We start from the raw sequence: 15,130 nt of genomic DNA on the forward strand, positions 1-15,130 counted from the left end.
GCGACCCCGCGCCGAGCCGCCCACCGCCCGTTCAGTCGTCCAGCAGGTCGCGCAGCAACTCGACGGTGAGCGGCTCGGGTTCCGCGCCGAGACCGGCGAGCAGGCCGTCCAGCCGATCGACGTAGTAGTCCAACTCCGCACGATCGCCCGTTATGTGCGTGGCCCGGAACATGGTGCGATACAACATCTGCGACTCCGGGCACACCACAAGACCGACCGAGCAGGCCCGCTTGGCGGCCTGCGGATCGTGGTTGTCCAAGTGGTAATCGGCCAGTCGGGCGGCGACGTCGACGATCTCGGCGATCATCTGCTGCCGGAACGGCTCGGCCCAGACGTAGCGGCGCGGGCCCACCCCGTCGAACGGCGCGTCGCGCACTATGTCCAACGCCCTCGCGTAGTCCATCGCCACCTCGTGGCTCCCGTACAGGCCGGGCGCCACCAATTGGCGGAAGCGGAACCAGTCGCAGGCGAAGCCCGGCCCGAACGCGTAGCCTCCGCCGCCGACCGCGGCCGGCAGGTGGCTCGTTCCGTCCTGACCGGTGCCCACCCAGCGGCGCAGCTGGCTGATCGCCGAGTTGCGTGCGGTGGCGGTGACGCCCAGCGGCCAGACCGCGGCGTCGAGTTCGGCCAGCGGGCGCCCCGGGTGCAGCGCGATCCACGCGGCGAGTTCGGTCAGCCGGGCCCGACGGCCGTGCTCGACCTCCTCACCGACGCCGATCAGATCGACCTGACCCAGTATGCGAATCTCCGGATAGGTCGGTGCGAAGCCCTCCGAGAGTTGTCCGGGCGCGGCCGGGACCTCGGCGGGCAGTGCGGCGACCGGCGGCGCGACGTCCCACGTCGATCCCACCTCCGGGGCCTCCGACACGGCCGCCTCGGGGTCCGGCGCGACGACCAGGAACATGCCGGAGTCCTCGGCGGTCAGGCCCTCCTGCACCTGCCCCGGCGCACCCCAGTACTCGGCGGACGGCATCTCGACGCCGCCCGCGGCGCTCTCCGCCGGCTTCGGCAGCGCGTCGCCCGGAACGGTCGGCGCCGCAGCGGTGCGCTCGCGCTCCCCGCCCTGCATCAGGTCGACTTCGTCGTCCGGACCCAGTACCTGGACCCCCGGGCCGGTCAGTACGTCGGCGCGGACACCCCCATGTCCGTTGGCGGCGTGTGCCGGATAGGCCGCGTAGCCGCCCTCCCGGGCGTCCTCGACATCCCACGGCGGGGCTTGTTCTCCGGTGCTGGTCCGGGCGTCGATCGGCACTGCTGTTCCCTCGTCCGGGGCCTCTGCGGCCGCCGCCGGATCCGCCGGACGTCCGGCTTCCTCGGCGGATGCGTAGGGGTGGTCCTCGGGATCGTCCACCCCTTCGAGTCCTATTTCTTCGTGCCCGGCGTCCGACAGCGACCGCTCGTCGACCACCAGGTCGCGCTCGGCCGCCTGTTCGGGAACGACGGGCGCTCCGAAGACCGGTTCGCCGAGGGTCGAATCCGCCGGGTCCGCCGCATCGGACGCCGCTGCCCCGGGTCCCGCCGCCCCGAACGCCTCGTCCTGTGGCACCGGTTCCCCGAAATCCGGCGCGGCGACGAGCGCATCCTGGGCGTGCGGCTCGGCATACACCGACCCGGCACGGACCGACCCGTCGGCGGTCGGCTCCTCGAAGGATGACGGCGCCGACGCTTCACCGCCATATGGCGGATGGGGGTACGGCAGTTCCGCATACGGCGGTTCGGCATATGACTGTTCCGGATACGCGGGCTCCGTACCGACCTCGGCGGCGGGCCGCTCGTCGACCGCCGGCTCGGCCGCTCCGGTCGACTCGGGAGACGTCTGCGGCCCCACCGCACCCGCCCCGTCCGGACCGACCGGCGACGGCTGGAACAACTCCGGCTCGCTGCCGCGTTCCGTCTGCCTAGCCTGCTCGGCCTGCCCGGCCTGTTCCGTGTCGTACTCGTGCGGATCGTCGGGCAGCCAGGGCAGCGGCAACGAACCGGTGTCCTCCGGCGATCCCACGCGCCGCTCGATCCGCTCCGGCGGCGCCAACGGACGTCCCGTGACCGGATACACCGCGGCACCCCAGGAGCCCGAGCCGACCCGGCCTGCCGTATTCGGCGCCGGCGCCGCGAAGGCCCGCTCGTCCGGCTCGGGATCGGTGGGATCGGGCTGGTAGTAGCCGGGAGAGGCCTCGGCGCCCGCGTCCAGGTCGGTCGCGGTACCGCCGCCCATCCGGGCGGGCCGCTCCATCTGGCCGACCGCGGACCACGCGGCCGAGGAGATGCTGCCGCCGGCCGCTCCGGCACCCACCTGGACGGGTTCCGGCTCGTGGTCGGCTCGCTGACCCGGGATCAGCACCTCGTCGGCGGGCACCCCGTCCAGATCCTTGGAGACGGTGAACATGCTCACCAGCGCCTGGTACTGGGGGTCTTCGAGGCGCTGCACGTGTACGTCGGTGTTGATCCGGCTCGGCGTCACCAGACCCGGCACCGTGGGCAGTCGGGTCACGCCCAGTCCGCTGAGCCACGGTTCGGCGTGGATCGGCGCGATGATCGCGGCGGCCGCACGCGGGTAGGTGTTGGTCAACCGCTGGATGTGTGGCACGTGTGCCTCGGTCAGCGGCTCCAGGGACAACACGATCTCCGGCGGCCAGGTGTCCGGCAGGATGCCCTTGGTGCGAGCCTGGCGCGGCGAGGTGAGCTTGGCGTCGTCGAGCAGTCCGACCACCTCGTCCGACCAGGTGGCCAGTCGGCCGAGCGCCTCGTCCAACGAATAGGCGTAGCGCAGTTGTTGTCGGCCCTCACGTTCGACGTCGCGCAGTTCGCGGCCGAAGCCGACCACCGTCACGCACAGATCGTCGCTCCACACGTTGGACAGCAGCTCGACCGCCAGCGCACGCAACACCGCGAGGTTGTCCGCGCCGGAGCCATCGGTGAGCCCGACCACGCCGAGCGATTCGAGATCGATCAACAGCTGCCGGCCGTCGTCGGTTTCGCCCAGGACGGCGAGCGCGGGATAGGGCGCGGGCACGTTGGCCGCCGCACTGGTGTGCAACAACTCGGCGTCCGCCGGGCAGGTCCAGTGCATGTGGTCGCCGTGCACCGCCTCGAAGGGATACAGCGGCGGGGACGGCGCGGCCAGATGCAATTCGAGTTGACGATCGGTCAGCTGCACCGAGTCGATCAGCGGCAGGGTTCGCCCGGTGTCCGACATCCGGGCACACAGCGTTCTGAGGGTGCGGTCGAACAGGTCCAGCGCATCGGGGGTTTCGGTCGCCCGCAGCTGTTGTTCGAGGTCTGCGGCCTCCGGCGCGGGCATCGCGATCCGGCGGCCGTCCCGGCGTACCGACTGCTGGAGCCGGCGGCGCACCAGCAGTGCGCCCAGCACCGCCGCCGCACCGACCGCCCCCAGCGCGATGGCACCGATCGGCACCGAACGTTCGTCGCCGCTCGCGCTCGGGACCTCGGCCCGGCTACCGGTCGGATTGCTGTTCTCGGACTTCTGCTTCGGCGCCTCGCTCGGCTTGGCGGGGGCGCTCGGCGCGGTGATCGGGTCCTGCTTGGCGATCTGCGGCGGAGTCTCGACGAACGGCTTCTGCTGGGCGGCGGGGGGCAGTTGTGGTTGCTGCTGCTGCGGCGGTGGCTGCGGCGCCTGTTGCTGTTGCGGAGGCGGCTGCTGCTGAGGTTGTTGTTGCTGGGGCGGCTGTTGGGCCTCGTTGCCGCCGGCGCCCGGGATGGACAATGTCCACCCTGGTTCGATCGCATTCGGGTCGGTCAGCACCGAGCCGCTCGGTTGCGGCTTGTCCTTGTTGGCGGCGAAGATCTCCGGATAGCGGTCGCCGTCGCCGAGCAGTTCCTCGGCGATGTCCGAAAGGGTGTCGCCGGGCTTGACCGTGACCGTCTGCGGCAAAGCCTTCTTGTCGTCGCGCTGGTCCCCGGGCCCGGTCTCGGGCGCGTGCGCGGCCTTGACCTCGGCGGGCGGCGCCGCATTCGCGGGCAACGCGAGCACCCAGCCCACCTCGACGTAGTCCGCCGAGTCGAACCGCTGGCCGTTCGCCATCACCTTGCCATCGTTGAGCTTGGCGATCTCCGTCCACCGCTTGCCGTCGCCGAGTCGTTCCTCGGCGATCGTCCACAACGAATCACCGCGCTGAACGGTATGCGTGGGCCCGGCGCTCGGCCCGGGTTCCTGTACCCGGACCGGGATTTCCTGTTCCACCGCCGTGCCGGGCGCACTTGCGACGCTGTCCGGCAGATGCGGAGCGGCCTGCGCCTGTCCCGCGGCAAGCGCGGTGCCGGTGGGCAGCAGCAGCATGATGCCGCCGATCAGTGCCCCGGCCGCCTTCTGGCTCCAGCCCAGGCCGCGGATCCGCGGTGCGGACAACCCCCGGACCTGAGCCGGGATTTCCACCACGACGGAGATCGCGAAGCACAACCACGCGATCCACGCGATGATCGCGAGGGCCGCGATGAACCCGCTCCCGTCGTCGGGCGCGGTCAGGATCTTGGTGACCTCGTCCGGTCCGGGTAGTCGGCGCGGCAACAGTGTCGTGGTGGCCACGACGAGCAGCGCGGGCAGGCCGACCAGCAGCGCGAGCAGAACGGCGAGGCTGAGCAGGCCACGCACGAGGTCGAACAGGAAGCGGCCGAGACCACGGCGCCTGCCGCGGTCGTCACGGCTGCGAGCGTGCGCCCCGGGACCGGAACCGGCGCCGGGACGAGGGCCTTGGGTAACGGTCACGGTGCGTCCTCCGGGGTTTGGATCCCATGGACGAGCCCGGCACGGGCATGGCCTTTGACGGTGACGGTGGAGACGCCGAAGAAGGCGGCCACCTTGGTGTTGTATTCGATGGTTACGTCGACATCGATGTAGCGTCCGCCGGAAGTGACTCTGGCGTCACTCGACTTCACCACGGCGTGCGCGTTCAGATACTTCTTTGCCGCGTCGACGGCGGCCTCCTGGGGCACCACGATCGCCGTCCCCGGAATGGCCTTGGTGGGGTCGATCGCCTGCCCGGCGGCACGTGCCGCTTCCTGTGCGAACGCATCGGCTTTGGAATCCGCGCGCAACTTGCCGCCGCCGTCGATCACCAGCCCGACGAGCAGAATGATCACCGCCATCATGATCGCGAGCATGATGGCCAGCGAGCCCCGATCCCCGGGGTCGGCGGTGACGCCCCTGTCACGCGCGCGGATTCGCCACACGGCCGTCACTTCGGCGACCTCTCCCGGTAGGTGTCGATCACGGAGGTGAAGGTGCCATGCATGGTTTTCGATCCCGGGATGCCCGGGAACGCGACGTCGGACAGCGAGACCTTGCAGTCGACCGTCACGGTGACGGTCGCCGCCGTACCGACCTTGACGCTGAACCCGGAGGTATCGACGAAGGTTTCGGCCGAGCAATCGATGCCGTCCTGGGCCAAGGACCGTTCCACAGCCGCCGTCGCCCGCGCACGGGCGGTCGACTCGTCGCGCGCGATCGAGGCCTCTCGCGCCCCGGCCTTCGCCGCCGCATCGACCCCGTTGCCGGCCAGCGTGGTGCGCCCGAATGCGATGACCAGACACAGGAACCCGATCAACACGGGCGCAAGTACCGCTGCCTCCAGGGCGAACGACCCCTCGTCCGCCCGCAGGCTCCCCCTGTGCACCCTCGCCCCCCTGGTCTTCATCGGCCCGCTGTCGTCCACCGCTCGACAACGCCGTCCGCGTGTTGCGTGATCGTCAGACTCCCGATGCCGGGCACGATCGACAACGATGTGCCCTCGACGGTCACCTTGAGCCGCGTGCCGTCGACTCGCTCCGGAATCACCTTCAGGTCTTTGAGCATTCCCCCGCTGAGCTCTTTCGCCACATCCCGGCTGCGCTGTTCCGCGCGCCCGATGTCGCCGCCCTTCCGCCGCCCCTCCTCGACACCCTCCTTGGCCGCCTGCATCGCGACTTCGCGCGCGTACCACCACAGGCAGCCCTGGATCACCGCGAGCAGCACCAGGATGAACACCGGGAAGATGATCGCCATGGTGATGGACATACCGCCGCGATCCGGGCCGCCTGTCTTGCGCAGGCGGCCTCGGATCGCGTCGGCGGGAAAGCCGCGGGGCACCTTGTTCACGAGAACGGGGTCCGGATCCTTGGGCGTCGGGTCTTCGGGTGTCGGATCTCTAGGCGTTCGGCTTCGGCTCCTTGTAGTCCTTGTCGGAGTCCTTCAGGCCCTTCTGGTACTTCTGGTACATGGCGTAGATGACCGCCGCAATGCTGACGGCGGCAACGATGAGCACCGCGACGATGATCGCCGTCTCGATGCTGACCGCGCCGTGGTCGCGCTCCTTGCGCAACCGCCGATAGCGGTCCACCACGCCGCCCGTGACCATCAACACGAAGGCGATCGGGGCCGGGGCCAGTCTGTGTACGGCGGTTTCCACGCGATCGAGCACCGCGGGGGACGAGGAACCGGTTTGCATTGCCTGTACTCCTTCCGGAGAACGGCTCGGAGTCCGAAGGTCGTTCATACCGAGAAAATTCGGGATATTGCCGGAAATCCGAGCAGGATTCCCATGATCACCACGAGCATCGTCCCCGGAACGGTGAGCCGCTCCGAGTCCGCGTTCGCCTGTTCGTGTTCGTTCGCGAGCAGTTCGATGCGCAGCGACTGCGACCGGGCCCGCAACGTGCCGTACACCGCGGCGCCTTCGGTGCCCGCCATCTCGATGATGTCCGCCACGTCGGCGAGTTCCGGAAGGTCCAGGTCCTTGGCCAGGTCGCGCAGGCCGTCCCACGGATCCGCGCCACTCACCCTGGCCCGCGCCAACGCGTCCTGGATCCGCGCGAACGCCCAGCCGTCCCCCACGGCCGCGGCCCGCTCCAGCGCCTCGGCCGGACCGGCGTCACCGGCGCGGCCGAGCGCGACCAGGTCCAGATAGGCGGCCGCCGCGTGCTGGAATTCGGTCCGGGCGGCCTTTGCCTGGTCGCGCAGCGCGAAGTCCGGAATGAACCACATCCCCGCCGCCACCGCCAGGGACAGGAACAGCGGTACGTAGAAAGCCACCCCGATGCCGGTGGCCACCAGCACCGCGGAGAGCAGCGCCGGAAGCAGCAGGCCGAGCAGGGCCATCAGCGCCTTCGTGCGGACGAACTGCGGGACCGTCTCGCCGACCAGGTCGAGTTCACGGTGCGGCACCCGGAAGCCGGGGATGCGTCGGGCCAGCGTGACGAGTTGGTCGTCGTACTTGCTGCCGGTCTGCTCGGTACGCCGCTTGGGCGTGCCGGAGAGCCGGTGCAGCGCGTTGCCCAGGTCCGGCGGCGCCGGCCACAACTCGCGCACGAGCAGCGCGACGCCCGCGCCCAGAACACAACCGCTGACGATCATCACGGGTGGGATCACGACCACTCACCCCGCAACACGGGTGCGCTGTGCACGCCTTCCGCCTGTTGCGCATCCACCGCTTTCGCAGCCTTGACCACGCTGCGCGTATCGGCGACCAGGAACCGGGGCTTGGCGCGGTCGGTGGCCAGCGAGCGCATCCACATCAGCGTGCCGATATAGGCCATCGCCAGGAGCAGCAGGACAAGTTGCCCCGCCACGCTCCCGTACGGCTCCGCGTAGCTGCGGTTGATCACCACGACCAGGGCGGTCACTCCGAGCGTGATGTAGGTGATCCAGCGCACGGCGATCCGGGCGCCGGCCCGGTCCGCCTCGATCGCGCGGCGCTGGCGCACCTCTTCGCGCACCGTGCCGGCCAGGTCCTTGAGCGCCATCGCCAGACCCGGGCCGCGGTCCGCGGAGCGCAGGATCAGCGCCGCCGCGATCTTGTCCGCCGTGGCGTCGCCCAGGTCGGCGGCGAACGCCCGCAGCGCCTCGTCCGGACGCCACCGCGATTGCAACCTGCTGACCAGGTCGCCGACTTCCTCGACGATCGGCTCCGGACAGGTCGCGCGTGAGGTGAGGATCGCGTTCTCCAGGCCGGCACCCAGCTCGATCAGGTCGGCGATCCGCCGAGTCCATTCGGCGAGCGCGTCCAGCCGGTTGATGATGGTGCGGTCGCTCTTGGTCGGCGCGAGCAGCCACGGCAGTCCCGTGAAGGCCACGATCACCAAGAGGCCGGCCATCAGGAACCCGGTGAACAGCCAAACCAGGGCGGCCACCACGATCCCGATGCCCAGTCGCACCCGCCGGGCGGTGCGTTGCCGGGCGCTCACCGGACCCGACCGCATTCGCCGCACGGCCAACTCCAGCCGTCCGGGCGGTTTGGGCGTGGGGTCGTCGTAGGTGCCGACGAGTCCGACGACCAAGCCGATCAGGCCGCCCATCAGCAGGCAGCCACACACCGCGACCAACAGCGCGTCACCCATGTCCGTCACCCGCCCTGATGCAGTTTCAGCTGCAACGGCCGCCAGCCGTGCGGCTCGTCGAGCAGATGCGGACTGAAGCCGGCCCGGATCAGGTCCGGCATGTCCGAGGGGTACATCCGGGCCATGCCTCGCGGATCGTCGCCGGTCGGCGCGAAGATCGTGTTCACGGCCGGGCGGCGGTGCTCGCCCATCCCGGTCACCTCCAGCACGTGCGACACGAAACGATGCCGCTTCCCGCCGATCGCCGTCTCGTCGATCATCCGTACGAAGACGACGTAGTCGACCGCGTTGGAGGCGAGCCGGTAGGCCAGTTCGGGGCTCATGTGCGCGCCGTACTCCAGGCAGAGTTCGGCTATGCGGTCGAAGATCATGTCCGGCTCGCGCACGTGCAGCGTGCACATCGAGCCGCCCTCGCCGTTCGTCATCACCCGCAACATCGGCACGATCTCGCTGGAGCGCACCTCGCCGACGATCATCCGGGACAACGACATGCGCAGCGCGGAGGGGATCAGTTCGCCGATGGTCAACTCGCCCGCCGACTTGCCGTCGATGCCGCGCTCGCCGTTGCCCTCGCGGGCCTCGATCGCGACCACCTGGCGCAGGTGCCCCAACTCGTGAAGGAAGAGCTCGAGTTCGGTCTCGAAGGTGCCGATCCGCTCGTCCCGGGGGATCTCGTGGGACAGCGCCCGCAGCAGCGACGTCTTGCCCACACCCTGGGTGCCGCAGATGATCAGGTTCTTCTTGGCCCGGACCAGCGAGCCCAAAAAGGCGGCCAGGGTGCGGTCCAGCGTGCCCAGGCCGATCAGTTCGGCGAGCCGCACGTCGCGCACCCGGTGTCGACGGATCGTCACGTAGGTGTGCGGGGTGACCTCGGTGATCGCCTGCAGTCGCGAACCGTCCGGCAACCGCAGGGCCAGGGTGGGCTGCGCGGTGGACAGGGTGCGTTCGCCGCTGCCGTGCCGTCGGGCCAGGTCGCGGAGCAACTCTCGGAGCTCCTCGTCGGAAGAGGTCAGCGGCGGTACCTGGACGCGCGGCCGGTCGGCGTAGTCCACCCAGACCGTGTCGTAGCCGTTGACCAGGATGTTCTCCACTGCGGGGTCGGTCAGGTACGGCTCCAACGGCCCGGCCCGGAACAGCCAGTCCCACACCGCGCGGGCCATCGCCCGGTCCTCGGCGGGAGTGGTGGAGATGCCGCGCTCGCGCGCGGTGATGTCGGCCCATTCGGCGACGACCTGGGCGACGATCGCCCGGCCGCGCTGCTCACGGTCCTCGTTGCTCAGGCCGGGTGACAACTTGTCGAATTCGTGCAGCTGTTCGGCCGCGCGGTCCTTCAGTATCCGCACCAGGGCCGGGTCCACCACCGGCTCGCCGGAGGGGTTTCGGGGCGGCTTGGCGGTGGTCGTGGCGGGCGCCTGTCCGGCGGACGGAGGTCGGCGGCTGACCGTACCGACACCGCTCGCGCTCACGCTCGCGGTCGGCGGCACGGTGAACATGCCGTCCCGACCGCCGGCGTGCCGGGACGCGCCGTTGAGCAGCCCGTTCGGGTGGGCCGACGCGGCCGGCGGAACGGGTGTGCCGTTGGCGGGTGTCGGCGGCGGGGTGTGGCCCACCGCCGGGGTGAGCGAGCCCGCGCCCGCCGACCAGGTCTGCCCGGGAGCCGCGTCGGGCCCGGCCGGGGTGCCTCGCTGGAACCCCTCCGGCCAGGTACGCAGCGGCGGCGCCGGCGGCGCGTACAGCACGTCCTCCGCCTCCGGGAGGCCCGGCACGACGTGCATGTGCGGGCGGTGGCCGGTCTCGACGGGTGGCTCCGGTTCCGGTTTGTTGTGCGGATCCGGATGCAGGGGTCGCGCGTTATCGAACATGACCCGCCTCCTCGCCGGCCGGCCGGTGCGCCGGTTCGGCCTCGGGTCGCGACTCCGACTCCGCCGGCCGACGGATGTAGGCAGCGGCCTGGGCCCAACCGTCGCCCGCCATGGGCGCGTCGGGTCCGGACGGCAACTCGCCGCCGGGCGCCGGGCGGGGCGCCAGCCGCATCCGGCGCTGGTTGGCCAAGGTCAGGGCGGCTTCCGCGGTGGTGCGCGCGGCCCGCATGAACTTCGAGCGCAGGAAACGTTTTCCGGTGTCCCCTTCGCCGGCGGACAACACCCGGGCACGTTCCGGATCGAACGGCAGCAGGCCCAACACGGGCGCCTCCAGGTGCTTGCCGATCTCCTGTCGCGCGTACCGACCCTCCTCGATCACCACGAGCGCGATCGAGTCCGAACCCGTTCCGTGCGTGTCGAGGTCCTTGCGCAACGAGACCAGTCGGGGCTGCGCCTGGGCCAGCGAGGGCAACGTCCCGCGTACGACCGGCAGTACCAGATCGGCCCGGCGGGCGGCGATCGCCGACGCGCCCGTGGTGCCGCGCCGGCCGAGGTCGATGATCACGTCGTGCGGGATCTGTTGATTGCCCAGACCGGCCGCGAGTTGCGAGATCGGATCCCACGTGTAGGCCAGTCCGGAGGCCTGGGTGGGGTCCACCAGGCCGGGCAGCAGCAGCCGTTCGCGCCGACCGTCGGACAGGTCGACCAGTTGCCGAAAGAATGCGTCCACCAGGTTTCCCTGACGGTGCGCCACACCCAGTTGGTGCAGGCCGTATTCGGCCGATACCCGACCCTGTAGCGCGCCGGCCAGGATCGAACCCCCGTCCGGGTCGGCCTCGATCAGGATCACCCGACGGCCGGCCGGCAGCGGCCAGGTGAGCAGGAGCGCAAGCGCGGTCGAGGTGGCGCCGGGCGCGCCGGTGCCACCGGTGACCGCGACGACGGTCATGGGGCCCCTCCGGTCCTGGGCGGTGCCGCGTCCGCGTTGCCCGTGTTCAGCACCACGATGGAGAACCTGCCCTCGGCCACTTGGAGAGCCAGCACCGGACCGTCCTTGGCGGGGACCGCCACGTCCAGGACGGACTTGTCGGATCTCGAAGCGGAGTCCGTGGCGCCGGAGCGGATCACCGTGGCCGCGGTGGTGATCGGTTGCGCCGCCGTGGGGTTGGTATTGCCGCCGGCCACGGGTACCGCGGTCACGACCAGGATCCGGGTGCCGGGAGTGACCCGCTGCACCGGCATCTTGGTCCCGTCCACGGCGATCGGGACGAGCGTCTCGCCCGGCTGGATCGCAATCCGCTCGGTGACCTGATCCGAGGTCAACAGGGTGCCCGCGCGCAGCTCGACGGCGGCGCGTTTGCCCACGATGACGGCCTTGGAGCCGGATCCGATCGGGCGTAGTCCGGGCGCGTCGTTGATCTCCACGACCCGCAGGTCGTCGGCGGCGATGGTCTGGCCGTAGGGCACCGTGCGCGCGACCGCGAGCACGGGCACACGCTTGTCGCCCATTTGATAGAACGCCGCCGACCCGAGTCCGCCGGCCGCGATCAGCGCGACCGAGAGCGCGATGAGCGCCGGCCGCCGGCGTCTGGCGCCGAGGCTGCGCGTAGGCGTGACCGGCATCGCGCCACCGGCGGCGGCGCCCTGCGACACGACGCCGTTACCCGATGGCCGTTCCGTAGCTGCCTTCACCACCGGCTCCGCCCCCTTGCTCTGCCGGGTCCACCCAGGTTCCGTGCGGACCGTGATCCACTTCGGAGCTACCGCTCGTATCTTCCACCACACACACTGTCAGGTGAATGGTGAACGGCCCGAAAACAGCCGCCGAAGTCGATCATTCGAAGCTTTCCGAAACAACTTCCGACCGCGTCAACCAGCACGATCGCGGACGCCATATGACGAACCCGACCCCACCAAAGATCACGGGCAAGCATCTCGTTCCGGACACCGAACGGGCCCCACGATGGTCCCGAAACGAGGCGCTCCGCAAGCACTTTCGGGCAATTGTTGGCCGGCCGAGTTCTGCGCGCACCGTGATCGCCCGGACGTGATAACGCACTGCCGACCCGACGCTGCGAACCGTACTCGACACGCTGCGTGGACGAGCACGGGGTCTCGCCGGCGAATCCGGCGAAGGGGTGGAAGTGTCGTCAAATCGCTTAGGTGCTTGCGGGGGTGGGGAGTTCGGGGGTGGGGCGGTGGGCTGGGCGGTGGTCTGGGCAGGGGTCGGGGTGGGGTGGGTCGGCGGGTGGAGGGTCTCGCCTCGGGCGGTCCCGGGCCGGGCCATCCCGGGCCGGCGGCCCCGAGGCAAGCGGTCCCGGGAGCAGGCGCTCCCTGAGCGGGCGGTCCCGTCCGGGGTTGAGCCCAGGGCGGGTTGCCTCGTCGCCGGCGGCCTCAGGTCCTTCGGCGGACGGCCGTGACCGGGAGGTGTCCGGGGCGGGGCAGCGCGCTCGTCCTCGGGCGGGACGGCCTGCCGGGCGCGGGTCGGAGCTGCCATCGGGCCGACACGGTCGCGACGGTGGTCACGATCTGGGCCAGGAACAGGTGTTCGCCGATGCAGCGATGCACGCCCGCGCCGAACGGCATGTACACGCCCCGCACATGCCCGCGATAGCCCGGCTCGGCCCATCGGTCCGGATCGAAGCGCTCGGGCTCCGGAAACAGTGCGGGATCCCGATGCAGCGCATGGTGGCTGTACAACACGTCGCTGCCGCTCGGGATGTGATGGCCCATCACGTCCACGTCGCGATTGGCCCGGCGAACCACCAGCCAGGGCGCGTACAACCGAAGCGTCTCGTCGACAACACACCTTGTATATACGAGAGCACCGATGTTCTCGGCGGTCACCGGTCCGCCGGCCAACACTTCGTCGAGTTCGGCATGCAGGCGTTTACGTACGTCCTCATGCCGCCCGAGCTCGTGAAATACCCACGAAAGGGTGGCATTCGTGTTGTCGTTGCCGGCGATCAGCATCGACACCACCTCGTCGCGCACCAGTTCGGGCGACATGTCCATGCGCGCGAACTCGCCGAGCAGACCCGTACCCGCGCCGGCGTCCACGGCCGAGGCGATCGCCGCCCGCAACCGGCGACCCGTCTCGTCGAAGCGCCGATTTCCGGGTGTCGGCAACTGCCGGGCCCACTCCGGCAACACGGTGCGGGTGAACACCTCCTGGATGAACACCGGCAGCGAACGCCGTACCTCGGCCACCGCCGCGTCGGCCGCCGGATTCTCCCCGAAGATCAACCGGCCGAGCGTGCCGAGCCCGAGTTCGCTCATCTCCCGATCGAGCGCGAGCGTGGACCCCGGCAACCATTGCGCACTCGCCTCCTCGGCCTGGCGGCGGATCAGCTCGACGTACCCGCCGATCCGGGACCGCTGGAACGCAGGCTGCAGGGTCCGCCGTTGGCTGCGGTGCAGGGGCCCGTCGGATGCGGCGAGGCCGTCCCCGATGTGCAACCGGGCCTGCTTGAAGAAGCCGTCCCGCTCGATCGTGTCCGCGTGTTCGACCAGGACGCAGCGCACGAGGGCGGGGTCGTTGAGGACGTACAACTCCTTCGGCCCGACCCGGATCCGCACGATCGGCCCGTGGGCACGCAGCGACGACACGAAGTCCCAGCGACCGCGCAGCAACGCCGGAGTGTGGCCGAGCAGCGGAACTGCGCCCGGGGCGATCGGGACCACGATACGACTCCTTGGGGGTTGTACGGCGTGCCGAGCGTATTGGACGCACCTTCGGAGGCGGAGGGTCGGTGGGAGGCGAGGCGGTACCGGGATTGGGGGCGCGCGCCCGGCGTGTTCGGGTCGCGGGGCGGGTGGTGTGTGGCCCCCGGGCGGGCTTCGGGGCGGGGCGGGCTCGGGGTGGGGGTCGTGGCCGGGGCCGCGTGGCCGGGGCCGGGGCCGGACTCGGATCCGGGCTTGGGCTCGAGGTTGGACTTGGACTCGGGCTCCTGCTCAGGGCCGGACTCAAATCCGGGCTTGGGCTTGGACTCGGGAAGGGCTCGGATTCGGGATCGGAGCCGGACTCCGCTTCGGGCTTGGGCTCGGGGTCGGGACATGGCTCGGGGTCGGGTTCGGGGGCCGGGCTCGGGTTCGGGGGCCGGGCTCGGGTTCGGTATTGGCTCCGATTCGAGCTTGGACTCAAGTCCGGGCGGGACCGGGCTCGGGGTCCGGAGACTCGAGCTCAGGATCCGGACTCGGGTTCGGCGTCGGCCTCCGATTCGGGCCTGCGCTCGGGCCTGGCTCAGACTCGGACTCGGACTCGGACTCAGGATCCGGACTCGCGGCCGCGCCCGGGATCAGACTCGGGCCTGGTGTCGGCTCCGAGCGGGACTTGGCCCTCCCCCGACCCTGGCTCGTCGACCCATGTGCCGAGCGAGGGTCGGTACTTCGCCGGCCCCGCCGGACCGCGGTTCCGCGTGGCGAAGCCGCCCGGTTCCTGCCGCACGTCGCCGGTCGTCGCGCGCGGGGCGCCCGACACGCCTCCGTCGTCCGCCTTCGGACCCGCCGGACCTACCAGACCTACCGGACCCGGTTGCCGGTTCCGCCGGTCGCCGTTCGGCGCGTCCGGGCCGATGTCCCTGTCCACGTACGGCTTGCCCGGCGTAATCACTCCCGCCCTGCCGGGTCCGGGCGGTCGGACCTTCCGCGGCGGGACCGGCGCGAGATCGTCCGCGGCGGGCGTCCGGTCCGAAACGGCGGCCGGCATCGGGTCCCCACGTTGGCCCGTCTCGACCGAAGTCACCGAAGCGGGCGCCTGCTTCGGCTCGTCCGCATCGGAGGCGGGCGCGATACCCACCCAGGCACCCAGCGCGATGCCGACGGTCGCAAGTGCAGCCCCGACCGGCCCTGCCCGGCGCATGGTCCGCCCGGGAGCGCGGTCTTGACGGTTCATCACGTATGTACCCCTTCGCTCTCACCCGCTCGGCGAATGTCGGTCGCGA

General features: G+C 70.8%; 11 protein-coding genes. All 11 read right to left on the minus strand.

Annotated features, from left to right (window positions below):
• Window positions 1-31 precede the first annotated feature (31 nt).
• Window positions 32-4,720 carry a LysM peptidoglycan-binding domain-containing protein gene (locus tag ACZOOI_RS05075; protein ID WP_465279615.1) on the minus strand — a complete coding sequence of 1,563 codons (4,689 nt, stop codon included), beginning with the start codon at window positions 4,718-4,720 and terminating at the stop codon, window positions 32-34.
• The gene (locus ACZOOI_RS05080) at window positions 4,717-5,193 is read right to left on the minus strand and encodes a pilus assembly protein TadG-related protein (RefSeq protein WP_465279616.1); all 477 of its coding nucleotides are present in this window, start codon (window positions 5,191-5,193) and stop codon (window positions 4,717-4,719) included. Before ACZOOI_RS05080 ends, ACZOOI_RS05075 begins: the two co-directional genes overlap by 4 nt.
• Window positions 5,190-5,666, minus strand: coding sequence for a TadE/TadG family type IV pilus assembly protein (locus ACZOOI_RS05085; RefSeq protein WP_465279617.1), 477 nt, complete (start codon window positions 5,664-5,666; stop codon window positions 5,190-5,192). Before ACZOOI_RS05085 ends, ACZOOI_RS05080 begins: the two co-directional genes overlap by 4 nt.
• Window positions 5,645-6,088: a TadE/TadG family type IV pilus assembly protein gene (locus ACZOOI_RS05090; RefSeq protein WP_465279618.1), complete on the minus strand. Its 444-nt coding sequence runs from the start codon at window positions 6,086-6,088 to the stop codon at window positions 5,645-5,647. The genes ACZOOI_RS05085 and ACZOOI_RS05090 overlap by 22 nt, the downstream gene beginning before the upstream one ends.
• A gap of 49 nt (window positions 6,089-6,137) precedes the next feature.
• Window positions 6,138-6,437: a FeoB-associated Cys-rich membrane protein gene (locus ACZOOI_RS05095; protein ID WP_391584929.1), complete on the minus strand. Its 300-nt coding sequence runs from the start codon at window positions 6,435-6,437 to the stop codon at window positions 6,138-6,140.
• Between the two features lie 44 nt (window positions 6,438-6,481).
• The gene (locus ACZOOI_RS05100) at window positions 6,482-7,357 is read right to left on the minus strand and encodes a type II secretion system F family protein (RefSeq protein WP_465279619.1); all 876 of its coding nucleotides are present in this window, start codon (window positions 7,355-7,357) and stop codon (window positions 6,482-6,484) included.
• Window positions 7,354-8,325, minus strand: a complete 972-nt coding sequence (locus ACZOOI_RS05105) for a type II secretion system F family protein (protein ID WP_465279620.1) — start codon at window positions 8,323-8,325, stop codon at window positions 7,354-7,356. The genes ACZOOI_RS05100 and ACZOOI_RS05105 overlap by 4 nt, the downstream gene beginning before the upstream one ends.
• A gap of 5 nt (window positions 8,326-8,330) precedes the next feature.
• On the minus strand, window positions 8,331-10,187 hold the full coding sequence (locus tag ACZOOI_RS05110) for a CpaF family protein (protein ID WP_465279621.1): 1,857 nt from the start codon (window positions 10,185-10,187) through the stop codon (window positions 8,331-8,333).
• The gene (locus ACZOOI_RS05115; protein ID WP_465279622.1) at window positions 10,177-11,136 is read right to left on the minus strand and encodes a hypothetical protein; all 960 of its coding nucleotides are present in this window, start codon (window positions 11,134-11,136) and stop codon (window positions 10,177-10,179) included. Before ACZOOI_RS05115 ends, ACZOOI_RS05110 begins: the two co-directional genes overlap by 11 nt.
• On the minus strand, window positions 11,133-11,879 hold the full coding sequence (locus ACZOOI_RS05120) for an SAF domain-containing protein (RefSeq protein WP_465279623.1): 747 nt from the start codon (window positions 11,877-11,879) through the stop codon (window positions 11,133-11,135). Before ACZOOI_RS05120 ends, ACZOOI_RS05115 begins: the two co-directional genes overlap by 4 nt.
• A 702-nt stretch (window positions 11,880-12,581) precedes the next feature.
• The gene (locus ACZOOI_RS05125; RefSeq protein WP_465279624.1) at window positions 12,582-13,871 is read right to left on the minus strand and encodes a cytochrome P450; all 1,290 of its coding nucleotides are present in this window, start codon (window positions 13,869-13,871) and stop codon (window positions 12,582-12,584) included.
• Window positions 13,872-15,130: the final 1,259 nt, after the last annotated feature.

Source organism: Embleya sp. L77, assembly GCF_055557415.1.